Source organism: Actinomadura pelletieri DSM 43383 (genome assembly GCF_003634705.1).
In the GTDB taxonomy this organism is placed as follows: domain Bacteria; phylum Actinomycetota; class Actinomycetes; order Streptosporangiales; family Streptosporangiaceae; genus Spirillospora; species Spirillospora pelletieri.
Map to the genome: position 1 here is coordinate 440,560 of NZ_RBWU01000005.1, position 23,833 is coordinate 464,392.

The 23,833-nt window shown below is 70.8% G+C and carries 21 protein-coding genes and 1 tRNA gene; 9 read left to right on the plus strand and 13 right to left on the minus strand.

What is annotated here, in order from left to right:
* Positions 1 to 129 precede the first annotated feature (129 nt).
* Positions 130 to 1,266 carry an alpha/beta hydrolase gene (locus BZB76_RS23830; protein WP_246007145.1) on the minus strand — a complete coding sequence of 379 codons (1,137 nt, stop codon included), beginning with the start codon at positions 1,264 to 1,266 and terminating at the stop codon, positions 130 to 132.
* 82 nt (positions 1,267 to 1,348) lie between these two features.
* Positions 1,349 to 2,497 carry a cystathionine gamma-synthase gene (locus BZB76_RS23835; RefSeq protein WP_121436625.1) on the minus strand — a complete coding sequence of 383 codons (1,149 nt, stop codon included), beginning with the start codon at positions 2,495 to 2,497 and terminating at the stop codon, positions 1,349 to 1,351.
* Positions 2,498 to 2,669: 172 nt separating this feature from the next.
* Here BZB76_RS23835 and BZB76_RS23840 point away from each other — a divergent pair, with 172 nt between their 5' ends.
* The gene (locus tag BZB76_RS23840) at positions 2,670 to 4,823 is read left to right on the plus strand and encodes an MMPL family transporter (RefSeq protein ID WP_121436626.1); all 2,154 of its coding nucleotides are present in this window, start codon (positions 2,670 to 2,672) and stop codon (positions 4,821 to 4,823) included.
* 543 nt (positions 4,824 to 5,366) lie between these two features.
* On the opposite strand, the gene BZB76_RS23845 is transcribed toward BZB76_RS23840, so the two are convergent.
* Complete coding sequence (locus BZB76_RS23845) at positions 5,367 to 5,522, minus strand: DUF2283 domain-containing protein (RefSeq protein WP_121436627.1); 156 nt, start codon at positions 5,520 to 5,522, stop codon at positions 5,367 to 5,369.
* A gap of 125 nt (positions 5,523 to 5,647) precedes the next feature.
* On the minus strand, positions 5,648 to 7,027 hold the full coding sequence (locus BZB76_RS23850) for a cystathionine beta-synthase (protein ID WP_121436628.1): 1,380 nt from the start codon (positions 7,025 to 7,027) through the stop codon (positions 5,648 to 5,650).
* A gap of 205 nt (positions 7,028 to 7,232) precedes the next feature.
* On the opposite strand from BZB76_RS23850, the gene BZB76_RS23855 reads away from it, so the two are divergent.
* The 6 genes from BZB76_RS23855 to BZB76_RS23880 all read left to right on the plus strand — a co-directional run bounded on the left by BZB76_RS23855 (position 7,233) and on the right by BZB76_RS23880 (position 12,805).
* Positions 7,233 to 7,853, plus strand: a complete 621-nt coding sequence (locus BZB76_RS23855) for a sigma-70 family RNA polymerase sigma factor (protein WP_121436629.1) — start codon at positions 7,233 to 7,235, stop codon at positions 7,851 to 7,853.
* The gene (locus BZB76_RS23860) at positions 7,837 to 8,922 is read left to right on the plus strand and encodes a hypothetical protein (protein ID WP_121436630.1); all 1,086 of its coding nucleotides are present in this window, start codon (positions 7,837 to 7,839) and stop codon (positions 8,920 to 8,922) included. Before BZB76_RS23855 ends, BZB76_RS23860 begins: the two co-directional genes overlap by 17 nt.
* Entirely contained in the window at positions 8,919 to 9,899 is a 981-nt protein-coding gene (locus BZB76_RS23865) for an ABC transporter ATP-binding protein (RefSeq protein ID WP_121436631.1), read from the plus strand. The genes BZB76_RS23860 and BZB76_RS23865 overlap by 4 nt, the downstream gene beginning before the upstream one ends.
* The gene (locus BZB76_RS23870) at positions 9,896 to 10,759 is read left to right on the plus strand and encodes an ABC transporter permease (protein WP_121436632.1); all 864 of its coding nucleotides are present in this window, start codon (positions 9,896 to 9,898) and stop codon (positions 10,757 to 10,759) included. Before BZB76_RS23865 ends, BZB76_RS23870 begins: the two co-directional genes overlap by 4 nt.
* A 358-nt stretch (positions 10,760 to 11,117) precedes the next feature.
* Complete coding sequence (locus tag BZB76_RS23875) at positions 11,118 to 12,338, plus strand: acetyl-CoA C-acetyltransferase (RefSeq protein ID WP_121436633.1); 1,221 nt, start codon at positions 11,118 to 11,120, stop codon at positions 12,336 to 12,338.
* A 239-nt stretch (positions 12,339 to 12,577) separates the two neighbouring features.
* Positions 12,578 to 12,805, plus strand: coding sequence for a DUF4287 domain-containing protein (locus BZB76_RS23880; protein ID WP_067799929.1), 228 nt, complete (start codon positions 12,578 to 12,580; stop codon positions 12,803 to 12,805).
* 516 nt (positions 12,806 to 13,321) lie between these two features.
* Here BZB76_RS23880 and BZB76_RS23885 read toward each other — a convergent pair.
* From BZB76_RS23885 to BZB76_RS23895, 3 genes are all read right to left on the minus strand, one after another.
* Positions 13,322 to 13,394 (minus strand) — tRNA-Leu (locus tag BZB76_RS23885).
* 443 nt (positions 13,395 to 13,837) lie between these two features.
* Positions 13,838 to 15,193, minus strand: a complete 1,356-nt coding sequence (locus tag BZB76_RS23890; protein ID WP_121436634.1) for an NAD(P)/FAD-dependent oxidoreductase — start codon at positions 15,191 to 15,193, stop codon at positions 13,838 to 13,840.
* A 254-nt stretch (positions 15,194 to 15,447) separates the two neighbouring features.
* Positions 15,448 to 16,275: a uracil-DNA glycosylase gene (locus tag BZB76_RS23895; protein WP_121436635.1), complete on the minus strand. Its 828-nt coding sequence runs from the start codon at positions 16,273 to 16,275 to the stop codon at positions 15,448 to 15,450.
* Positions 16,276 to 16,409: 134 nt separating this feature from the next.
* Between BZB76_RS23895 and BZB76_RS23900 the strand changes: the two genes are divergently transcribed.
* Complete coding sequence (locus BZB76_RS23900) at positions 16,410 to 17,213, plus strand: DUF2510 domain-containing protein (protein WP_147449508.1); 804 nt, start codon at positions 16,410 to 16,412, stop codon at positions 17,211 to 17,213.
* Positions 17,214 to 17,235: 22 nt separating this feature from the next.
* Here the strand turns inward: BZB76_RS23900 and BZB76_RS23905 are convergent, their stop codons facing one another.
* The 4 genes from BZB76_RS23905 to eno all read right to left on the minus strand — a co-directional run bounded on the left by BZB76_RS23905 (position 17,236) and on the right by eno (position 20,681).
* The gene (locus BZB76_RS23905) at positions 17,236 to 18,180 is read right to left on the minus strand and encodes a Ppx/GppA phosphatase family protein (RefSeq protein ID WP_121436637.1); all 945 of its coding nucleotides are present in this window, start codon (positions 18,178 to 18,180) and stop codon (positions 17,236 to 17,238) included.
* On the minus strand, positions 18,177 to 18,743 hold the full coding sequence (locus tag BZB76_RS23910) for a DUF501 domain-containing protein (RefSeq protein WP_121436638.1): 567 nt from the start codon (positions 18,741 to 18,743) through the stop codon (positions 18,177 to 18,179). Before BZB76_RS23910 ends, BZB76_RS23905 begins: the two co-directional genes overlap by 4 nt.
* 87 nt (positions 18,744 to 18,830) lie before the next feature.
* Entirely contained in the window at positions 18,831 to 19,292 is a 462-nt protein-coding gene (locus tag BZB76_RS23915; protein WP_121436899.1) for an FtsB family cell division protein, read from the minus strand.
* Between the two features lie 105 nt (positions 19,293 to 19,397).
* The gene (eno, locus tag BZB76_RS23920) at positions 19,398 to 20,681 is read right to left on the minus strand and encodes a phosphopyruvate hydratase (protein WP_121436639.1); all 1,284 of its coding nucleotides are present in this window, start codon (positions 20,679 to 20,681) and stop codon (positions 19,398 to 19,400) included.
* A gap of 394 nt (positions 20,682 to 21,075) precedes the next feature.
* On the opposite strand from eno, the gene BZB76_RS23925 reads away from it, so the two are divergent.
* Positions 21,076 to 22,377 (plus strand): sensor histidine kinase, encoded by a 1,302-nt coding sequence (locus BZB76_RS23925; protein WP_246007147.1) that lies wholly within the window; start codon positions 21,076 to 21,078, stop codon positions 22,375 to 22,377.
* Between the two features lie 92 nt (positions 22,378 to 22,469).
* On the opposite strand, the gene BZB76_RS23930 is transcribed toward BZB76_RS23925, so the two are convergent.
* Entirely contained in the window at positions 22,470 to 22,700 is a 231-nt protein-coding gene (locus BZB76_RS23930; RefSeq protein ID WP_121436640.1) for a hypothetical protein, read from the minus strand.
* 77 nt (positions 22,701 to 22,777) lie between these two features.
* Positions 22,778 to 23,737 (minus strand): NADP-dependent oxidoreductase, encoded by a 960-nt coding sequence (locus BZB76_RS23935; protein ID WP_121436641.1) that lies wholly within the window; start codon positions 23,735 to 23,737, stop codon positions 22,778 to 22,780.
* Between the last annotated feature and the right edge of the window lie 96 nt (positions 23,738 to 23,833).

Here is a 23,833-nt window from a genome sequence, read left to right on the forward strand (position 1 = left end):
CCGCGCCTAGACCGCGGCGGGGGCGCCGCCGTCCGCGCCGAGCGGAGCCGACCGGGCCGGAGGCCGCCCGGTTCTGCTCGGAGGCGTCCCTGCCCGGCCGGCCCGTTCGCCCTTATTCGGCGGGCGCGTCTATTCGGCGGGCGCGTCCAGGTGCTTCCTGAGCCAGCTCACGATCGTCGGGAAGGTCTGCTGGTCGTCCAGCATCTGCGTCGCGTGCAGGTCGCCCTCGACGGACTTCACGGTCGCCTGGACGCCCGCCTCGCGCAGCGCCCGCGCCAGCTCGGTGCTCTGCGCCACCGGGACGAAGTCGCCGGTACCGTGCATCAGCAGCATCGGCGCGTCGCCTGCGGACACGTGCGTGATGGTGCTGGCGTCGTCCAGTCGCGTCCAGCAGTCGTCGCGGTCACCGCTGTCGTCACCCTCGATGTCGGGCACGCAACCGATGAGGTCGGTCACGGCCTGCCGCAGCTTCACCTGCCGGGGGGACGCGCCTGGCTGCACACCGTCCCGGAAGGCCATCAGCGGGTTGTTCGGCGGCGACAGCGCGATCACGGCGCGGACCTGTGCGGTGCCCGTTCCGAGCGTGCCGATCTGCGTCGCGAGGTGCCCGCCGGCCGACGAGCCGAGCACGGCGACACGTGACGGGTCGGCGTTCCACAGCCGCGCGTGCGTCTTGACGAAGTCGAGCGCGGACAGCGAGTCCTCCCGCTGCGCCGGCCACTGCGCCTTCGGCGCGAGCCGGTAGTTCGCCGACAGGACGACGAAGCCCTGTTCGGTCAGCTGTCGCGCGAAGTACTTCCAGCCGCCGCCCTTGTCTCCGGACTGCCAGTAGCCGCCGTGCAGGATCAGCACCGCCGGGCGCGGCTTCGCCCGGGGGCCCTCGTCGCGCCAGTACGCGTCGAGGCGCTGCGCGGGCGACTTGCCGTAGGAGTAGGTGCGGAACTTCGGCAGCTCGGGCGTGATCATGACCGCCCGCGCGGTGACGGTGCCGTCGGGCTCCCCGTCGGGCGCGGGCTCCGCGCCGGGCGTCCCACCCGGCGTCCCACCGGGTGTCCCGCCCTGGGGACCGCTCTCGGGACCGCTCGGTGGCGGCGTCGTGGACGACGTCGACGGCGACTCCGTGCCCGATCCGCCGAGATCTCCCGGCGGCGTCGACGGTACGGGCGGGGTCGGCGCCGGCGTGGTGGCATGGGCCCCCACGGGAACGGCCACGGCGGAGACACATGCCGCGGCGAACACCGCCCCACAGACCAATGTTTTGCGCACCCGTGGACCTTTCCGTACGAACCTGGCGCGCCGAGTATAGAACCTTGATCAAGTGTAAGGGGCGGGTACCGGGCGAAAAGCGTCAGGCCAGGGCCCTGTCCAGATCGCGGAGAAGGTCGTCGGCGTCCTCGATGCCGACCGACAGTCGGACCAGGTCGGCGGGGACTTCCAGCGGCGATCCGGCCGCCGACGCGTGCGTCATCCGCGCCGGATGCTCGATCAGCGACTCGACGCCGCCGAGGGACTCGCCGAGCGTGAACAGCTTCGTCCGCTCGCACACGCGGACGGCGGCCTCCTCCGTTTCCATCCGGAACGAGACCATGCCGCCGAACGCCCTCATCTGCTTGGCCGCGATGTCATGCCCGGGGTGGCCCGGCAGGCCCGGATACAGCACCTGCCGGACGGACGGGTGCCGGACGAGCATCTCCACGATCTTCTCGGCGTTCGCGCAGTGCCGGTCCATCCGCACGCCCAGCGTCTTGATCCCGCGGAGGGTGAGCCAGGCGTCGAACGGTCCGGCGACGGCGCCCATCGCGTTCTGGTGGAACGCGAGCCGCTCCCCCAGGGCCGGGTCCGACACGACCAGCGCGCCGCCGACGACGTCGGAATGCCCGCCGATGTACTTGGTGGTCGAGTGGACGACCACGTCCGCGCCGAGTTCCAGCGGCCGTTGCAGATACGGCGAGGCGAACGTGTTGTCGACGACCAGCAGCGCCCCCGCGTCGTGCGCGGCCGACGCGAGCGCCGCGATGTCGGCGATGCCGAGCAGCGGGTTCGTCGGCGTCTCCACCCACACGACTTTCGTTTCGTCCCGCACCGCGGCCCGGACGGCGCCGACGTCCCCCAGCGGCACCGCGTCGAACGCGACGCCCCACGGCTCGGCGACCTTCGCGAACAGCCGGTAGGTGCCGCCGTAGGCGTCGTTGGGGATGACGACGTGATCACCGGGCCGGCAGACCGCGCGCAGCAGCGCGTCCTCGGCGGCGAGCCCCGACGCGAACGCCAGCCCGCGCGTGCCGCCCTCGGTTTCGGCCAGGCAGGTTTCGAGCGCGGTTCGTGTCGGGTTGGCCGACCGAGAGTACTCGTAGCCGCCGCGCAGCCCGCCGACGCCGTCCTGCTTGTAGGTCGAGACCTGGTAGATCGGCGGAACGACCGCCCCCGTGCTCGGGTCCGGCTCCTGGCCCGCGTGGACGGCCAGTGTGTCGAAGCCCTGCTGAACGTCGTTGTCCATGGGAACGAGGCTATCCGGCCCACTCCCCTCCTCGAGGATGAGGAGATCCCCCGGAGGTATCAGCCTTCATTTCGGCACGCGGGTTGACCACAGCGCGGCCAGCGTTCTCTACCGTTTTACGGGTATCCCCGCTCGAAACCCCGAGCTTGCACACCGAGCTAAGGAAAACCTCATGTTCGCTGGACTTGCGCGCTTCGTCGTGAGACATCCATGGTGGACGATCGCGGCGTGGCTGGCGGCCGCGGTCCTCATCATCGCCTTGTCACCCAAGCTCGCCACCGAATCCGACCAGGGCGAGTTCCTGCCGTCCAAGTACGAGTCCGTCCAGGCCGCCAAGGTGGCCGAGGACGCGTTCCCGGACCAGGCCGACATGTCGGCGCTGATCGTGGTGCAACGTTCCGACGGCGGGAAGATCACTCCCGCGGACAGCACCAAGATCGCCGCGGCGGCCCAGAACCTGGCCGCCAAGAAGTACCCGACGGTGCACGGTTTCGAGACCGGTCCCCAGGCGGTCGCCCCCAACAAGTCCATCCAGTTGATCAGCGTGCCGATGGAGATGGCGTCGGGTGACGCCGCCAAGGACCAGAGTCAGGCGATCAAGGACATCCGCACGCAGTTGCCCAAGGAGCTGGGCAGCGGACTTGAGGCCAAGGTCGGCGGTGAGCCGGCCGCGTGGGTCGACAACGAGGACTCCTTCACCCAGTCCTTCCTGCTCATCACCATCGCCACCTTCGCGTTGATCATCGGACTGATCCTGCTGATCTTCCGGGCGCCACTGGCGGCGATTCTGCCGATCATTGTGATCATCGCCACCGAACAGGTGTCGATGGGCCTGATCGGGGCCGCGTCCAAGGTGCTGGACTTCAGCGGTGACGACAGCCTCCAGATCATCCTGACCATCGTCCTGTTCGGTGTCGGCGCCGACTACTACCTGTTCCTGCTGTTCCGCTACCGGGAACGCCTCCGCGCCGGCGAGGACCGCAAGACCGCGCTGGTCTCGGCGGTGGAGCGGGTCGGCGAGGTCATCACCTCCGCGGCGGCGGCGATCGCGGCCACGTTCCTGGTGCTGATGCTGGCGTCCTTCGGGATCTTCGCGGCCTGGGGTCCGTCGCTCGCCATCGGCGTCATCGTGATGGGCATCACCTCGCTGACGCTGTTCCCCGCGATCCTGTCGCTGGTCGGCACCGCGGTGTTCTGGCCGTCCAAGTCCTGGAAGAAGCAGCCGAAGGCCGCCACCGCAGCCCGGCTCGGCCGGATGGTCGGCAAGCGTCCGGCCGTCGTCGCGCTGGTCGCCGGCGGCCTGCTGATCGCGCTGGCGACCGGTGCGGTCGGGTTCAAGTCCGACTACGACTTCCAGTCCAGCTTCCCGCAGGACACCGAGTCGGCGCAGGCCAACAAGGACCTCCAGCGGGGCTTCCCCGCCGGCCAGAACACCCCGGTCGAGGTCATGGTCCGCTCCACCGACGGCCAGCCGCTGACGAAGGCCGAACTGGACGCCTTCGGCCAGAAGGCCAAGTCCCTGCCCGGTGTCGGCGGCGTCCAGCCCGCCGTGCTCGGCCAGAACCCGAAGATCGGCCAGGTCAACCTGGTCCTGAACGGCAACCCGGTCGACAACAAGGCGATCACCCTGGTCAAGGAGGACCTCGGTCCGGCCGTCCATGACATCGCGCCCGAGGGCACCGAGGTGTTCGTCGGCGGTGAGACCGCCATCTACAGCGACATCAACAAGGTGGTCAACCGCGACCTGTCGGTCATCCTGCCGGTCGCCGGAGTGCTCATCGCACTGATCCTCCTGTTGCTGCTCCGCTCGGTGGTCGCCCCGCTGTACCTGGTCCCGGCGGTCCTCCTGGGCTTCGCCGCGACCCTGGGCTCCGCGGTGTACGTCTTCCAGGGCCTGCTGGGCGAGCCCGGTGAGATCTTCCACCTGCCGATCATGCTGTACCTGTTCGTGCTGGCCATCGGGACCGACTACAACATCCTGATGACCGCACGGCTCCGCGAGGAGGCCAAGGAGGGCCACGAGCCGCGCAAGGCCGCCGCCCTGGCGGTCGAGCACGGCGGTCCGACGGTCGCCGCGGCCGGTCTGATCCTCGCCGGGACCTTCTCGGTCATGCTGCTGGCCAAGGTGTCGATGCTCCAGCAGATGGGCTTCTCCATCGCCCTGGGCATCGCCCTCTCGGCCTTCGTGATGGCGCTGTTCCTGGTCCCCGGCCTCACGGCCATGCTGGGCCACCGGGCCTGGTGGCCGGGACACGGCGACCAGCCGAAGAAGCAGCTCAGGCCGTCCGACACCCGAGAGGACTACATCCCGACCGGGCGCCGCTGACCCGGCACCCACAGACGTCGGGTTGCGCGGGCCGGCCCGCAACGCCGCCCACCGGCCGTCCCACGCAACCCGACATTATAGAAGCGCCGAAGGTCAAAGACCTTCGGCGCTTCTTCTTACACCAGGCCACAGCGCTACGAGAAATCGACCGTTGGATCAAAGAGCGAATCCTCCGGCATACGCACGAAAGGCAGCCTGACCGCCAGGTTGAGAGTCAGATCCTCCATCTCCTTCTGACTCGCCCGACGTAGCCCCACATAGGTCCTACGTCGCACGTCAAGGTGCATCCAGACACCCCGATTCCTCTCGGTCATCACAACGAGCGCACACCTGACATGGGCACGATGGTCTCGCCGAGGAAGCCGCACCAGGAAAAAGCGGTCACCTTCCCGGTGACGTTCCTCCAGCCAGCCTCGGTTTCCATGATCCAGGCCGTCCCGCTCTTCGGCGGTCTCGAACAACCGCACCAGATCCTCGTAGCCGACCCGTCGGACCCCGGCCGCGGACCACCGAAGCAGACGAGCACGCCCCAAGCCACGTCGGTCATTCATCATCGCCGTCAAGCCGCTCCGCCGCATCAAGCACCCGCCGAGGCAGCTTACTCCTGGCCTCTGAAACTTCCATGCCAATGAGACGTCCGTCCTCATCGAAATCAAAATTGATCATTCCATCGACCTTGATCGGATCACAAGCATACATATGCGCAACCCGAACCTTGTGAAGTCCCGCATTCTTGCGAAAACAGACGCAGGTCGATGCACGGACGGGCGCGCCCAGTGTACTAGGAGTAGTGTGCGCCGCCGGATCATAAAAGTCTTCCGTGATCAGTGGTTCGGAGAGGCGAGGAAGGCCAGGAGGTCTTGGCGGGTTACCAGGCCCTTGGGTTTACCGTCCACGAGGACCACGGCGGCGCCAGCCTTTTCCAGGACGTCCACGGCCTTGCTGACCGGTTCACCGGAACCGATGGTCGGAAGGGGCGCCGACATGTGTTTTTCGACCGGCTCGGAAAGTCTGGCGTGTTCCTTGACGAGAATATCTAGCAGGTCGCTTTCCACCACGGACCCGACGACCTCCGCGGCCATGACCGGCGGTTCTTCCTTCATGACGGGGAGCTGGGACACCTCGTACTCCCGCATGATGGAGATGGCGGTCTGCACGCTTTCATGCGGATGGACATGGACGAACTCCGGCAGCGTCCGCCCTTTCCGGGTGAGGACCTCGCCGACCCTGGCCTCTTCCGTGCTGGGAATGAGGAAGCCGTAGTCCGCCATCCATTCGTCGTTGAAGATTTTTGAGAGGTAGCCGCGGCCGCCGTCTGGGAGAAGGACCACGATCACGGCGTCCGGACCGGCCTCGGCGGCGACGCGCAGGGCGGCGACGACCGCCATCCCGCACGAGCCGCCGACCAGCAGCGCCTCCTCGCGGGCCAGCCGACGGGTCATGTTGAAGGAGTCCTTGTCGGACACCGCGATGACCTCGTCGCAGATGTCCCGGTCGTAGGTCTCCGGCCAGATGTCCTCGCCCACGCCCTCCGTGAGGTAGGGACGGCCGCTGCCGCCGGAGTAGACCGACCCCTCCGGGTCCGCGCCGATGATCTTCACTCGGCCATCGGAGATCTCTTTGAGGTAGCGGCCCGCGCCGGAGATCGTCCCGCCGGTGCCGATGCCCGCGACGAAGTGGGTGACGCGTCCCTCCGTCTGCTCCCAGATCTCCGGGCCCGTCGTCTCGTAGTGCGACACGGGGTTCTGCGGGTTCGTGTACTGGTTCGGTTTCCACGCGCCGGGGATCTCGGCGGCCAGCCTGTCCGAAACCGAGTAGTAGGAGTCGGGATGCTCGGGCGACACCGCCGTCGGGCACACCACGACCTCCGCGCCGTACGCGCGCAGCACGTCGATCTTGTCCTTGGCGACCTTGTCGGGGCAGACGAAGACGCACCGGTAGCCCCGGTCCTGCGCCACGATGGCGAGCCCGACCCCGGTGTTCCCGGACGTCGGCTCGACGATCGTCCCGCCCGGCCGCAGTTCGCCGGACCGCTCCGCCGCCTCGATCATGCGGAGCGCGATCCGGTCCTTCACCGAGCCGCCCGGGTTGAGGTACTCCACCTTGGCGAGCACCTGCGCCCCCTGGCGGCCGCCGGTGACCTTGCGCAGCCGGACGAGCGGGGTGTTGCCCATCAGCTCGACGAGCGAGTCATGTACCTGCACCGCGACATCCTTGTCGTTCCTGTGTGCTGCTCCGGGCGTTGCGGCCCTGCTCAGCGGGTCCGGAAGGATTCCCCTTCTCGACGGTAGCCGAGACGGCCGCCCGCGAGCAGCGGCGGGCCGGAGGGAACGGGCTCTCGATACCTGCGGACGTTTCGAATTCGTCCGGCGTGTGTCACATGAGGGGCTTCGGCGGTGCTCTACAGGTATGGACGTCGTAGGGCATGGTGGGAGCGCACCGGCCGCCGCGCTGCCCTCGGCCCCGTCCGGTGCGGGGCGCGGTGCGGTGACCGAGCGGAAGGGCGGCGGGACGGTGGCGAGGCGTGCGGCGGGGGTCGTCCGGCCCGACCTCGAGGAGGTCTTCCGTGCCGCGTATCCGCGGGTCGTCGCCGTCGCCGCCCGGGTGCTCGGGTCCCGTGACGAGGCCGAGGACGTGGCGCAGGAGGTGTTCCTCGCGTTCGCGCGTTCCTCGGTGCCGGCCGGTGAGGCGGCCGGATGGCTGTCGGTCGCCGCGGCGCACACCGCGCTGAACCATCTGCGCTCCGGCCGCCGCCGCGCCTCCCGCGAGGAGGCCGCGGAGGGCGCCGTCGAAGTCTGCCCGGACATCGCCGACACGGTGGTGACCCGGGACGAGCGGCGCCGCGTGCGGGCGGCGCTGGCGCGGCTGCCGCGCCGGCAGGCGGTCGCCCTCGTGCTGCGGCACAGCGGCCTCAGCTACGCGGAGGTCGCCGCCGCCCTCGACCTTTCCCCAGGCAGCGTGGGCACCGTGGTGCGGCGCGCCGAGTCCGCTCTTGGCAAGGAGTTGAACCGTCATGCGTCATCCGAGTGACGGGACGTTGCGCCGGCTCGTCGACGAGCCGGCGGGTGTCGCCGGCGCCGACCGCGAGCACGTCGCCGGCTGCGCGGTGTGCCTGTCCGGGCTGGCGGCCGCCCAGGACGACGCGGCGGCGGCCGGTGCGGCGCTGGACGCGTTGGAGGCCGGGCCCCCGGTGGACGTGGACGAGGGCTGGGAACGCCTGGCCGCCGCGGTCGCCACGGAAGGGTCACGGCCCACGACCAGGGCCGGCGGAGGCGGGTGGCGGACGAAGCTGCGCAACCCCGTGGTGGCGATCTTCGGGGTGGCCGCGATCCTGAGCGGGGCCGGCGTGGCGGCGGCCGCGGACTGGCTACGGGTCTTCCGCACCGAGCAGGTCGCCCCGATCACCGCCCCCCGGGCCGACCTGGTCCGGATGCCCGAGTTGTCGGCCTTTGGCGACCTGAGGGTGACCGCGGAAGCCGATCTGCGTCCGGCGCCGGGCGCGGACGCCGCGCGGCAGGCCACGGGGCTTCCCGTCCCGCGGGTCGACAGGTTGCCCCGGGGCGTGACGGGAGAGCCGTCCTACCGGGTCGGCGGGCAGGTCGGCGCGCTCTTCACGTTCTCGGTCGAGAAGACCGCGCGGACCGTCCGGGCCGCGGGCGGGACGCCGCCGCCACCGCCTCCCGGCCTGGACGGCAGCAGGTTCCGGTTCCGCGCCGGCCCGGGGGTCGTCGCCGTCTGGTCGCGGGGCCGCGCCATGCCCGCGCTGATCGTGGCCCGCGCGGTCGCGCCCACCGTGTACTCCTCGGGCGTCCCGTTCGCGACGGCCCGCGACTACCTGCTGTCACTGCCCACGCTCCCCGAGAACGTCAGGTCGCAACTGCGCACCTTCACCGGGGGCGGGACGACGCTGCCGCTGTTCGTGTCGACGGAGAAGACGAAGACGTCCACCGCCGAGGTCGGCGGGCGGCCCGCCACGGTGCTCAGGACACGGGACGGCACGGCGGCGGGGGTGGTCTGGGTGGACGACGGCGTCGTCACCGGCGTGGCGGGCTCGCTCAGCGCGGACGAGGTGCTGTCGGTGGCGAGGGGGTTGCGATGACCCGCGACACCGAGGCGGCGGAGCGGCTGCTCGCCGAACTGCCCCCGGCACCGGCGGTGTGGTGCTCGGGGCTGCGCAAGCGGTACCGGCGGCGGGTCGCGGTCGACGACGTGTCCTTCGGCGTCGGCAGCGGTGAGATCGTCGGCCTGCTCGGGCCGAACGGGGCCGGAAAGACCACCGTCATCAAGATCCTGCTCGGCCTGGTCCGCCCGGACGCGGGGGACGTGCTGCTGCTCGGACGGCCGGCACGGGACCCGCGCGCCCGGGCCCGTGTCGGCTACCTGCCGGAACTGTTCCGGTATCAGCCGTGGCTCACCGCGGCCGAGGTGCTCGATCTGCACGTCCGGCTCGCGGGAGTCACGGTGCCGGTCGCGGAACGGCGCGAGTGTCTGGACATGGTCGGGCTCGCCGACCGGGCCGGCGACCGGGTGGGCGGCTTCTCCAAGGGCATGCAGCAGCGACTCGGGCTGGCCGTCGCGCTGGTGGCGCGCCCGGAACTCGTCGTCCTGGACGAGCCCACCAGCGCCCTGGACCCGATCGGCCGGGCCGACGTGCGGGACCTGCTGCTGTCCCTGCGGTCCCGGCGGGTCGCCGTCCTGCTGAACTCGCATCTGATCGGCGAGGTGGAGCGGGTCTGCGACCGGGTCGTCATCCTGGACGGGGGCCGGGTCGCCGCGTCCGGCACCCTGGCCGAGCTGCTCGGCCGGCGCGAGCTGCGGCTCCGGCTGGACGGGGTGGGCGCGGAGGCGGAGGCACGGCTCGCCGCCGCCGGCCGTCTCACCCGCAAAGGCGACGAGTACGTCGTCGAACCGCCCGCCGACCAGGACGCCGGGCCGGACGACGGGGCCGTCCCGGACCTGGTGGCCGACCTGGTCGTCCTGGGTGTGCGGGTGCACGCCGTCGAGCCCGGACGGATCAGCCTCGAACGGCGCCTCCTGGACATCCTGCGCGCCGGTTCCGGAGAGGACCGCCGATGACCGCCCACACCGCCCGTACCGCCCGCACCGTGCTCACCGTCGCCGCCCTCACCCTGCGGGAGGCCGGTCGCCGGCGGGTGCTGCGCGCGCTCGCGGTGATGACGCTGATCCTGCTCGGACTCAGCGCCTGGGGGTTCTCCCGGCTGGACGCGAACTTCGGCACGCTCACCAGCGGTGAGGCGAGGCTCGCGGCATCGCAGGTGCTCAACCTGGTGATGTTCGGGCTGAGTCTGATCGCCGCCCTCGGCACCGCCTTCCTCGCCGGGCCCACCCTGGCCGGGGAGATCGAGTCCGGAACGGCGTTGACGATGCTGGCGCGACCGGTCCACCGGTCGGCGGTGCTGCTCGGCAAGTGGCTGGGCCTGGTGGCGTTCGGCGGCGGCTACATCGCGCTGACCGGGCTCACCCAGCTCCTCATCGTGTGGATCACCACGGGGTACTGGCCGCCGCAGCCGGTGACCGGCCTCGCGCTGCTCGCCGCGCAGACGGCCGTCCTGCTCACGCTCGCGCTGATGCTGTCCACCGTCGTCTCGCCGATGGCGTCGGGCATCGTCGCGGTCGGTCTGTTCGGCGCCACCTGGATCGCGGGGGTCGTCGGCGGGGTCGGGCACGCCCTCGGCAACAAGGGCATGGAGCAGGTCGGGACGGTGTCGCTGGTCCTGCTGCCGACGGACGGTCTCTGGCGCGGGGCCATGCGCGGTTTCCAGGACCCGGCCGTGCTGGCGCAGTTCCCGGCGTTCGACGACTTCCCGTTCCTGAGCCGGACCCCGCTCACCGCCGCCTACCTCGGCTGGACCTGTGTCTGGGCCGTCCTCGTCCTCGGGCTCGCGGCGATCTCCTTCCGCCGCCGCGATCTGTGAACCGGGCCGGGAACGGAGACCCCGGAAGGGACGCAGGGAAGGGACGCAGGGAAGGGACGGAAAGGACAAGGCCGGGGCTCGTCCGGTCACCTGCGACGAGCCCCGGCCAGTCATCCGACTGACTCCCCGTACGGCCGCCGCCCGCGCTTGCGGCGGCCGTACGGTTCCGCCGTGCAACAGCGTCCGGGTTCCGCCGTCCCGGCCGCATGGGACGAATGTCATCACCGGCTCGGGAACTAAGCGGAACCACCTTTATCGGACGTTGCATGTAATGAAACTGATACCCGCGATATACGGGTATGTGAGGTAGCGGTTAGATTGCTGGGTGAACCACCGAGTAACATTCGAGGAGACTCGCATGCCCGAGGCAGTCATCGTCGCCACCGCGCGCTCGCCGATCGGCCGCGCCTTCAAGGGGTCGCTCAAGGACGTCCGGCCCGACGACCTCACCGCCCAGATGGTCACCGCCGCGATGGCCAAGGTCCCGGAGCTGGAGCCGAGTCAGATCGACGACCTGCTGCTCGGCTGCGGACTGCCCGGCGGCGAACAGGGCTACAACATGGCCCGGGTCGTGTCCGTGCTGCTCGGCTGGGACGACGTGCCCGGCGCCACGATCACCCGGTACTGCTCCTCCTCGTTGCAGACCACCCGGATGGCGCTGCACGCCATCAAGGCCGGTGAGGCGGACGTCATCGTCTCGGCGGGCGTCGAGACCGTCAGCCGGTTCTCCAAGGGCAGCAGCGACGGCCTCCCCGACACGCAGAACCCGCTGTTCGCCGACGCGCAGGCCCGCACGGCCAAGGCGAGCGAAGGCGGATCGCCCGTGTGGCACGATCCACGCGAGGACGGCGCCCTCCCCGACATCTACATCGCGATGGGTCAGACCGCCGAGAACGTGGCGAGCGCGCGCGGTGTCTCGCGGCAGGCGCAGGACGAGTTCGGCGTGCGGTCGCAGAACCTTGCGGAGAAGGCGCTCGCCAACGGGTTCTGGGAGAAGGACATCACCCCGGTGACGCTGCCGGACGGCACCGTCCTCGCCAAGGACGACGGACCGCGTCCCGGGACGACCTACGAGAAGGTCTCGCAGCTCCAACCGGTCTTCCGCCCGGACGGAACGGTCACCGCGGGCAACTGCTGTCCGCTGAACGACGGCGCCGCCGCGGTCATCGTCATGAGCGACACCAAGGCCGCCGAACTCGGCATCACCCCGCTGGCCCGGATCGTCTCGACGGGCGTCACCGGCCTCTCCCCCGAGATCATGGGGCTCGGCCCGGTCGAGGCGTCCCGCCGGGCGCTCGCGAAGGCCGGCATGACGATCGACGACATCGATCTCGTCGAGATCAACGAGGCGTTCGCGGCGCAGGTGCTGCCGTCCGCCGAGGACCTCGGGGTCGACATCGACAAGCTCAACGTCAACGGCGGCGCGATCGCGGTCGGTCACCCGTTCGGCATGACCGGCGCCCGCATCACCTCCACGCTCCTCAACGGCCTGAAGTTCCACGACAGGCAGTTCGGGCTGGAGACGATGTGCGTCGGCGGCGGCCAGGGCATGGCGATGGTGGTGGAGCGCCTGTCCTAGCCGGCGTCTGTGCAGGGCGGCGCGCGTGTCCTGGGCGGCGCCGGTATGTCAGGGGCTGCCAGAAACGCCTCTGTGGCGGGCCGTCCACTTGACAGGGCGCCGACCTGCTCGTTTCCGGAGGACATCCCCGTTATAAATGATCTACGTTGCGTAAAAGATAGGTCCCCGTTAGGGGGTTGTCACATCCGGACTCGTGTTGCAGAGTCAGCAGGAAGAGCCCCGCGACCTGGAGGTGCCAATTGTCACTGAACCACTCGCCGGAGACGCACAGCAAGCTGATCGCCCGCATTCCGCAAGTCACAGGACGTGACATCCCCGAGTGGTTCACCGCCATCGAGAACGGCCCGTCGTTCACCCGCTGCGAGGAGCGCAGCTCCTGGCTGGCCGAAGAGCACAACCTCTCCCACGGATACGCGGCGGCCCTGGTACGCGAACACGAGCGCACCCGCCGCGCGCGGCACTACTGAGCCTTCGCTCCACGCGTCCCGCCTGCCGGCGGGACCCCCATGGCCTTCACAGTGAACTTCACATGGACCCGGTGGGATCCCGCCAACGGATGCCCCCGCCGTCGTGCCGCCATGCCGCGCCACGACTCTGGCGCAGAGATCCCACAACGATCAGCCCCACGCCACCGGCGCGGGGCTGATCACTGAGACGGCTGATCATCGACAGGGCTGATCATCGACAGGGCCCGACCATCGACGTCGAGGCACGACCTCCGTCTTCACCCCTGCCCTGCTCCCCGTCTTCGCCTCCACCCACGCCGCTGACCGGCGGCTCCTCGACGGCATCCGGCCCCGGGACGACATGACGGAGCGAACCCGTCATTCCGTCGCTCCCGTAACACAGGCCCGAACTCCACAACATTTCACCGTAATGCCGGTTTTCTTGTGAGTTCCGGTTTCGTCTCCCCGGACATCCGGTCCGGGTGCGGGAAATCGGTGTTCCGGCGCCCCTGACAGAAGCGCCGGCCGACCGTTGGGTGCCCCTGGTCGGACTCGAACCGACACGTTGGCTCTTTTAGGGAGCCCGCCTCTGCCATTGGGCTACAGGGGCGGCGCAATCATATCGAGTGAACTGCCCGTCCCGTTGGGCCCTTCTGTGCTGATCGTGGGGGTGTGGACATGGCGGTTCCGGGGAATGGCGGGGATCCCGCGCTCGTCCCTCCGCGTACTTTCGCAGGCCAGAGCGTTGCGGCAGGGGAGAACGGCCGGACGCGCACCCGGCCGGGTCCGGCCGGTTCCGGGCATTCGACGCCCAAGTATGCGGGGCGCCTTCGTCATATGTTCGCGCGGTGACTCCGCGCCGGTTTCCGATGTGCGCGCGCCGTGGGCGGCCGCGCTCGGACGGCCGGTCTGCGCCCTCGACCGCCCTGCAGGGCTTCCCTCTCGGCGCATCCGTTGAAGGCAGGTCGACGATGCGGTCGGACCCGGCGCCCACGGGCCGGGCGCCTTCATCTCACGCGAGCGCCTCCATCACGCGGGGCGGGAGTCCTTCGGTCAGGTGTCGTGTTGGCGTCCGGCCGCGAGTTCGAACTCCTGGCGCGGCCATTCCAACTCACCCAGGGAGACGATCTCGCGCCGGAAGAACATGGCCAGCGTCCAGTCCATGGTGATCCGGAACTTCCGATTTATCGTCGGCATCCGCGACAAATGGTAGGTCCGATGCATGAACCAGGCGGGGAGTCCGCGCAGCTTCACGCCGTAGACGTTCGCGACGCCTTTGTGCAGGCCAAGGCTCGCCACCGAGCCGACATAGCCATGCACATACGGTTTTCGCGGCTTTCCACGCAGATCCGCCACGATGTTGTCACCCAAACGTTTGGCCTGGCGAACCGCGTGTTGCGCGTTGGGCGCGGTGAAGTCACCGGTGTCGGTGAGGTCGGGAACGGCGGCGTTGTCGCCCGCCGCGTAGACGCCGTCCAGCCCCTCGACGGTCAATTCCGCGGTCGCTTTGACGCGTCCCCTGTCGTCCAGGGGAAGGTCGCTGTCCTTGACGACGGGATGCGGTTTCACCCCGGCGGTCCACACGAGCGTCCCGGCGTCGAACTCCTCCCCGTCGCTCAGCACGATGCGCCGGTTCTCGGCGGACTTCAGCAACGTCTCCAGCTTGACCTCGATGCCCCTGCGGCGCAGCGCCTCGGCGGTCCAGTGCCCCATCTCCGGCCCCACCTCGGGCAGGATCCGGTCGGTCGCCTCGACCATCAGCCAGCGCATCTCCCGTTCGTCGAGCGTCGGGTACGCCTTGAAGGCGTCCCGCGCCATGTCCTCCAGTTCCGCCATCGCCTCGACGCCCGCGAACCCGGCGCCGACGAACACGAACGTCAACGCGCGCCTCCTGACCCGCTCGTCGTCCACGTTGGACGCCGCGATGTCGAGCTGGTGCAGGACGTGGTTGCGCAGGAAGATCGCCTCTTCGATGGTCTTGAAGCCGATCCCGCAGTCGGCGAGGCCGGGGATCGGCAGCGTCCGGGAGACCGACCCGAGGGCGACCACGAGCATGTCGTAGCCGACCTTCCGGTCGGAGACGCCCGCGGTCTGCGAGCCCGCGGGACGGACCGTGAGGCTCCTGGACGCGTGGTCGATGCGCGTGACGAAGCCGTTCAGGATCCGGCACTTGCCGAGCACCTGCCGCAACGGCGCCACGACATGGCGCGGCTCCAGGTTCCCCGCCGCGGCCTCGGGGAGGAACGGCTGGTAGGTCATGTACGACTGGGGGTCGATGACGGTCACGACGACCTCGCCGCTGCGCAGCTCGCGGCGCAGCCTCTTCTGCAGGCGCAATGCCGTGTACATGCCGACGTACCCGCCGCCGACGATCACGATGTGCTTCGCGGAACCGCGATCAGAAGCCATGCCCGAAGCGGTACCCGCGCAGCGGACATACTCACCCACTTGGCACATACCGCGAACTTCTTCGTTCCGTACGGCATCTCACCCGACGAAGCACCAGAAAGACGCGGGACAGGGCCGAACGGGGGCGCCAAGCGGCCGCGGACGGCGGGCCGAGGCGGGGTCGGTCCGACCACCCCGGCCGCTTGGCCAAGGCCCTGCCCCACGCCCCTCGCCCACACACCCCCACACACCCCTCACCCACGCCGAACAACGGGCTAGCGGTGGTCGCGGGCCCGGGTGAGGACGGCGTCCAGCATGTCCTCGGTGACGCGCCCGGTGAAGGTGTTCTGCTGGCTCGGGTGGTAGCAGCCCAGCATCAGCACGGGCCCCGGCGCGCCGCCCTTCGCGGACGGCGGCGGCGTCAGCTCGATCTCGGCGCCATGACCGAACTTCGGCCGGGGACGCGGCAGCCCGTACCCGGCGTTCTTCAACGCGGGCCACACGCCCTGCCAGGCGAACCCGCCGAGGCACACGATGCAGCGGACGCTCCCCGCGACCAGTTCGACCTCGCGGGACAGCCACGGCAGGCAGGTCGTGCGTTCGAGCGGCGTCGGCTTGTTGTCGGGGGGCGCGCACCGGACGGTCGCCGCCACCCGCGCGCCGATCAGCCGTTGCCCGTCGCCCGCGTGGACGCTGGTCGGCTGGGCGGCGAGGCCGACCCGGTGCAGGGACGCGAACAGCCAGTCGCCGGAGCGGTCCCCGGTGAAGATCCGTCCGGTGCGGTTGCCGCCGTGCGCGGCGGGCGCGAGCCCGACGATCAGGATCCTCGGTTCCGGGTCGCCCCAGCCGGCGACGGGCCGTCCCCAGTACTCCTCGTCGGCGAACGCCCTGCGCCGCTGGACGGCGACCCTCTCCCGCCACTCGACGAGCCGGTCGCAGGCACGGCACACCGACTGCCGGGCGCACAGCTCGTCGAGATCGGGCGCCTTGGCGGCCAGCTCGACGACGTCGCCGGTGCCGTGCGCGACGGGCGTTTCGGGGCTCGCGGGGTCTTCCGGCCATCCGGATCCGGGCGGTACGAACGGGGCGTTGCCGGTCGTCATACCACCGATCGTCGCACGCCACAGGCGGTGGCCGGGTTCCGCCCATCTCTCTGCACAGCCGCTCCCGGTCGGTACGATGCGTTCGCCGGTCGGGCAGACGGGGTGCCCGGCGCAGCGTGAAGCGGAGGCAGGAAGTGTCGCAACCGGGCTGGTATCCGGACCCCTACGGCACGGGGAGCCTGCGCTGGTGGGACGGCGAGAACTGGACGGAACGCCTCAACCCGGAGCCGTCCCGTCCACCGCGGTTGCGCCTTCCCGCGCGGGAGCAGCGGCCGCGGGAGGAGTACGAGGAGCCCCGGCGGATGGCACAGCCCGAGACCGGGCCAGGGACGCCCCACGCGGCCCCGCATTCCCGGCAGACCTGGGAGGCCCGTCCGGCCGTCCAGCCCCTGGACGTGAACGTCCGCGACCTGCAGCTCTACGCCGACGACCGGTTCGTCGCGTACGGGAACGCCACGCTCGCGTGGCCACATGTGGAGTGGGTGGCGTACTGGGCGGCGGAGCGACCGACCGGTTCCGGCCGCGCCCCGGCCCATCAATGGATCTTCCAGGCGGGACGGTTCCCGTTCCGGGGCGGGCCGCGCGTCGAGGTGGTCATCGAGCGGGGCGGGCTGGGCGCGAAGGACGAGCCGGAGCAGGTGTGGGGACGGCTGATCCAGCTGTGCCAGGAGTTCGCGGAGCGGCGGCTGGTGGAGGAACTGGCCAGACGCGTCCGCGCCGGAGAGTCGGTGGACGTCGCGCAGGGCCTGACCGTGTACCCGGGCGGCGTCCGCGGCAACCGCGTGTCGCTCAGCTGGTCGGCCATCTCCGGCGCGACGGTCGACGGCGGACGTGTCTGGATCCAGCAGTCCAACAGCGCCGCGCCGGTGCTCTACGTCCCTCAGCAGAACCCGAACGCGGTGCTGATCCCGGCCCTGGTGTCCCGGCTCAAGCGCTGAGAACGACGCCCCCGCGCGGGCCTCAGACGAGGGACCAGGCGAGACCGTCCAGGATGTCGTGCTCGCTGACCACGACGGCACCGAACCCGTACTCCCGCATGATCCGATCCAGGATGAGGGCGCCCGCGCCGATCACGTCCACCCGCCCCGGGTGCATGACGCCGATCTCGGCGCGCTCGGCGCGGGTCGCGTGCAGCAGCCGCCGCGTCACCTCGTGGACCTGCGCGGCGGTGATCCGGGACAGGTGGATACGCGACGAGTCGTACTCCGGCAGGTCCAGCGCGATCCCGGCGACCGTGGTGACGGACCCGGCGAGGCCGACGAGCGTGCGCGCCTCGTGGACCGGCACGGTCTCGCGGACGGTGGCGAGGGCCGCGTCGATGTCGGCGGCGGCGCCGGAGATCTGGGACGGCGACGGCGGGTCACCGTCCTTCAGGTGCCGTTCGGTCATCCGCACGCAGCCGATGTCGATGGACCGGGCAACGTCGGCGGTGGAGCTGCCGACGACGAACTCGGTGGAGCCGCCGCCGATGTCGACGACCAGGTAGGGGCGGGCGGGGCGCAGCGCCGCCAGTTCCCGGGTCGCGCCGAGGAACGACAGCTCGGCCTCCTCGTCCCCGCTGATCACCTCGGGCACCACACCGAAGATGTCGAGGACGCCGCTGACGAAGTCGGCCCGGTTCTCGGCGTCGCGGGTGGCGCTGGTCGCCACGACCCGGGTCTTGATCGGGCCGTGCCCGGCGCCGTGCCGCTCGATCAGTTCGGCGTAGCCGCGCATGGCGGTGAACGTCCGTTCCAGCGCGGCGGGCGACAGCCGTCCGGTCTCGTCGACGCCCTCCCCCAGCCGGACGATCTCCATCCGGCGTTCGACGTCGGTCAGCGTCCCGCCGCCCTCACCCGGCGCGATGTCGGCGATCAGCAGCCGGACGGAGTTCGTCCCGCAGTCGACGGCGGCGACACGCGTCACCGTTCCTCCCCTGGTTCCGCATCGAGTGGTTCCGCATCGAAAGGTTTCGAACCGCACGCTTCCGGATCGACCTGGACACAGGGCCCGGAGCGCCACCATTCGGGCAACGCGTCCAGCCCCTCCCGGCCGAACGGGTTGACGCCGGGCACGGCGAGCTCGTGGGCGATGAGGGCGTGCAGGCACTTGACGCGCTCCGGCATGCCGCCGGCGCTCTGCATGCCCTCCGGCAGCGGCTCGATGCCCTCGTCGCGGGCCGCCTCGTCGCGGCGCCGCAGGTAGTCCTCGTGGGCGGCGGCGTAGCGGGCCGCCAGCGACGGGTCGTCGGCGAGCCTGGCCTGCATCTCCCGCATGATCCCGCTGCCCTCGACCGTTCCGATGACGGACGCGGCCTTCGGGCATGTCAGGTAGAAGAGCGTGGGGAACGGTGTTCCGTCCGGCAGCCGCGGCGCCGTCTCGACGACGGCGGGCAGCCCGCACGGGCACCGGCTCGCCACACGGCGCAGACCGCGCGGGGGCCGCCCGAGCTGGGCCGCGACCGCGGCCGTGTCATGTGCTCCGATCACGACGTCCCCACCCCGGTACTCCCGAAATCCGCCCTCGAACGGCGCGTTCCCGCACCGCCCCTCCGATCGACCCCTCCGGCGGACGCGTCAGCGCGGTCGGTCGGCCGCCTCCACCGACCGCCACAGGGTCTCGTACCAGGGCGGACTGCTGGTCGGTCCGCCCTTGCGGGCCCGGCGCCCGTCTTCCGGACCGTCGTCCACGACGATGTAGCACTTGACGTCAGGACGGCAGTAATGGAGCCTTCGCGTCGCCTCACGCTCAATGTACGACTTTTCACCGAGTTGTTGCTTGCGTTGGGCAAGGATCTCGACCTGCCGCCGGGCGGCGGCCTCCTGGCGGCGCAGGTCGGCGATCTCCTTGCGCTGGGCGATGTACTCCCGGACGGGGTAGGCCAGGCTCAGCGCGATGGCGCACACCACCACGGCGAGGATGGCGGCACGGCTGGTCAGCGCCGGGTTGCTCCGCTGCGTTCCCGCGCCGCGCCCGGACCCACCGGAACCGCCCGCGGACCCGTCCTTGGCGCCCTTCCTTGCCCTGTCCTCAGCCATGTGTCCCCTGCCTGGTCGGACGGACTCGCGGACGCCCGGGTCGTGGACGGGATCACCCGTCCGCGACCCGAACGCCACGAAGCCCGGATCAAGGTTCCGGTCGGGTCACCCCTGGGCGTTGAAGCGCGGGAACGCCGCGGCGCCGGCGTAGCGGGCGGCGTCGTCGAGCAGTTCCTCGATGCGCAGGAGCTGGTTGTACTTGGCGACGCGGTCGCTGCGGGCGGGCGCGCCGGTCTTGATCTGGCCGCAGTTGGTCGCGACGGCCAGGTCGGCGATCGTGGTGTCCTCCGTCTCGCCGGACCGGTGGCTCATCATGCAGCGGTAGCCGCTGGTCTGCGCGAGCGAGACGGCGTCGAGGGTCTCGCTGAGCGTGCCGATCTGGTTGACCTTGACCAGCAGCGCGTTGGCGGCGCGGGCGCCGATGCCGCGGGCCAGCCGCTCGGGGTTGGTGACGAACAGGTCGTCGCCGACGATCTGCACCCGGTCACCGACGGCGGCGGTGAGGCCCTCCCAGCCCGGCCAGTCCTCCTCGTCGAGGGGGTCCTCGATGGAGACCAGGGGGTACTCGGTGATCAGCGCGCCGTAGTAGGCGGCCATGTCGTCACTGGAGCGCTTGACGCCCTCGAAGGTGTACTGGCCGTCGGAGTGGAACTCGGTGGCGGCGACGTCGAGGGCGAGCGCGATGTCGCGTCCGGGGACGAAGCCCGCCTTGCCGATCGCCTCCATGATCAGGTCGAGCGCCTCGCGGTTGCTCGGCAGGTCCGGCGCGAAGCCGCCCTCGTCGCCGAGTCCGGTGGCCAGGCCCTTGGACTTCAGCACCGACTTCAGGGCGTGGTAGGTCTCGGCGCCCCAGCGCAGCGCCTCCGCGAAGGTGGCGGCCCCGATCGGCGCGATCATGAATTCCTGGACGTCGACGTTGGTGTCGGCGTGCGCGCCGCCGTTCAGGATGTTCATCATCGGGACGGGCAGCAGATGCGCGTTGGGGCCGCCGACGTAACGGAACAGCGGCAGGCCCGCGGAGTCGGCGGCGGCCTTGGCGACGGCCAGGCTGACGCCGAGGATCGCGTTGGCGCCGAGCGCCGACTTGGCCGGGGTGCCGTCCAGGTCGACCAGCAGCTGGTCGATCAGCCGCTGGTCGGACGCCGGGTAGCCGACGAGCTTCTCGTCGATGGTCTCGTTGACGGCCTTGACGGCGTTCCGGACGCCCTTGCCGCCGTAGCGCTCACCGCCGTCCCGCAGTTCGACGGCCTCGAACTGGCCGGTGGAGGCCCCGCTCGGCACGGCGGCGTGCGCCTCGGTCCCATCGGCGAGCAGGACCTCGACCTCGACGGTCGGATTGCCGCGGGAGTCCAGGATCTCCCTGGCGAGTACGGCCTCGATCGACGACACGGGGAACCCCCTGAAGAGCGATATGACCGGATGTGGATCTGTCACATCCGTGCGGTTCTGTGCAGCCACCGAGCCTATCGGCGCGCCCCCCGCCCCGCCCAACTGGCTCGCCGCTCCCGGCCGCCGGGGCCGCCACCGGACGTTCCGCGGACCGTCCGACCGGACGCGGCTGAACGATCTTTTACCTGCCCAGCACGGTCGTGTTTGCCCTGTTCCGGCAAGAAAGACCGGGTACTGCCAGGAACAGTTCCGGGAGGTCGCCATACGTGTCCGCCCCACCCAGTCCAAAGGTCGCGATGACGGGTCTCGTGGACCGGGCCCCCGCCTGACCCGATGGCTCTGGCGGACCGCGCTGCGCCATCCGGAACTGCGCGTACGGGTCACGCTCGTGGCCGTGCTGGTCGCCCTCGTCCTGTTCACGGCGATGTCGGTACTGGTGCTGGCGGGCGGCCGGGAGCAGGCCCACACCGACGCCGTCCTGGACATCTCCCAGGACGGCCGCCGGGTGATGGTCGCGATCAACAACGGCACCCTGGGATCGGAGATCGGCGGCTCGGGCGGCGAGCTGCTCCAGGTCCTGGACGAGCGGGGCCGGGTGGTCGCGGCGTCCCCCCGGATGCGCGGCCGCGCGCCGGTGCGGTTCCCGCCGCCCGTGCCGACGGACGATCGCCGGGAAGGGCGCAGTTGCGACGTCGACGCGCCCGGCGGACGCTGTTTCCTCATCGTCGAGTACCGGGTGCAGACCGGGACGTCCACCTATTTCGTCTTCTCGCTGGCGCCCGATCCGGGGCTGCTGCCACAGCCGAAGCTCGCCCTGCTGCTGTTGATGGGCACCCTGGGAGGCACCCTGCTCGTGGGTTATGGGACGTGGCGGTCGGTGAGCCGCACGCTGCGCCCGGTCGACGAGATCCGCCGCGAGCTGGACGAGATCACCGCGACGGACCTGGAGCGCCGGGTGCCCGAACCGTCCCGGCTCGACGAGGTGGGACGGCTCGCGCGGAGCATCAACGCGACGCTCGACCGGCTGGAGCAGGCGGTCGCCCGGCAGCGCGCCTTCGTGGTCGATGTGTCCCACGAGCTGCGCAGCCCGCTCGCCGCGCTGCGGATGGAACTGGAACTGGCGCTGTCGGACCCGGACGACACCGATCTGCCGGAGGCGCTGCGGGCCATCCTCGCCAACACCGACCGGCTGACGGCGGTGGTGGACGACCTGCGGGCGCTGACCCGTCTCACCGCCGACCGGAACTTCCCGCGCGAGGAAGTGGACCTGACCGAACTCGTCGACGAGGAGGTGCTGCGCCGCCCGCTCCGCACCCAGGTGACGGTCCTGGCCGAGGGGGCGGTGACGGTGGACGGCGGCCGCCGCGAACTGGCCCGGCTGCTGACGAACCTGATCGACAACGCCGACCGGCACGCGGCCTCGGAGGTGACGGTGATCCTGGGCACGCAGGAGGACCCGCCGACCGCCGTGGTGGAGGTGATCGACGACGGGACCGGTGTCGCGCCCGAGGACCGGGAGCGGGTGTTCGAACGGTTCGCGCGCCTCGCGGAGGGCCGTCACCGCGACGCCGGAGGCACCGGGCTCGGTCTCGCGATCTCCCGCGACATCGCCGAGGCGCATGACGGTTCGCTCGTCCTCACCGACCGTCTCGACGGCGCCCCCGGCGCCCGTTTCGTCCTACGCCTGCCCCGCTGACCCGCAGGCCGACCCGCAGGCCGACCCGCAGGTGCAACCCGCAGGTGAACGGACCCCGCCATGGACGGGGCCCGCGATGGTGGACGGACCGCTCAAGCCTCCCCGAGTTCGACGCGAAGGCGTTCGCGCTCGTACTCCAGCAGTTCGATCTGGCCTTCCAGTTCCTGCCGGGCGGCGAGGTACTGGCCGGAGTCGACGTTGTCACCGGCGTCGCCGGACGGCGGGGTGAGGTCGGCGCGCAACCGGTCGAGGGACTCGTCGATGTCACGGAGCCGGGTGCGGCGGTCGTCCTCGTCCCGCCCGCCCGTACTGCTCTGGTTCATGTGATTTTCCTCCCGTGGGGCTGCATGCCCGTAACGGGGCGAAATAGTGCTCGCCGGGCGCCCGATCGAACCCGGCGTCAGACGCGGATCACGGTCTTGCCGCGCGCACCGCCCACCCGGTTGACGGCGAGGGCGTCCGGTGTCTCCTCCAGCGGGATCTCGCGTTCGACGCGGACGCGCAGGTCACCCGCGTCGATGAGGTCGGACAGCCGCTCCAGCGCGGCGGCCGAGGGCCGGTCGTCCAGGTTGACGGCGCGCAGGCCCTTGGCCTCCATGGAGTCGGGGTGGACGGCCCAGACGGCGCTGAGGTACGTCCCGCCGGGCCGCAGCAACCGCGCGAGGTTCTCGGTGGTGGAGGTGTCGCCGACCAGGTCGAGGACGGCGTCGATCCCATCGTCGTGGACGGCCAGCACCTTGGCGTTGAGTTCGCTCAGCGGCCGGTCGGCGTGGGAGTAGTCGACGGTCTCGTCCGCGCCGAGGCGCCGCATCGTTCCGGCCATGTCGGCGCGGGCGGTGGCGATGACCTTGACGCCCGCGAGGGACGCGAGTTGCACGAGGCACTGTCCGACGCCGCCGGTCGCGCCGACGACGAGGACGGTCTGTCCGGCCTCGACCCGCGCCTGCTCCAGCATCGCGAGCGCCGCCGAACCCACGGTCGGCACCGCCGCGGCCTCGGTGTAGATCATTCCGTCGGGGATCCTGGCGACCGGGCCGTCCTCCCGGACGACGGCGTACTCGGCGAACGCGCCAAGGCCCCGGTCCGGCGCGGCGAAGATCCCGTAGACCTGTTCGCCGTGCCGCAGCCGGGTCACGCCCGCGCCGACCTCGTCCACGACGCCCGCGCCGTCCTGGCCGAGGATCAGCGGGAACGACGCGTCGACGGTGTCCTTCAGCATCCCGTCGGCGAGTTTCCAGTCGAGCGGGTTCAGCCCCGCCGCGATCACCTTCACCAGGATCTCTCCGGGCCCCGGCACCGGACGCGGCAGGTACATCGGCGCCGGTGTGGCACCGTACTCGGACACGGCGATGGCTCGCATGACGATCGTCCCCCCGATCGGATTTCCGCAAGATCTGCGCAGGTCAACACCCGATCGTTGATCTACCCGCCGTCCGGATGATCACACGGCGCGGTT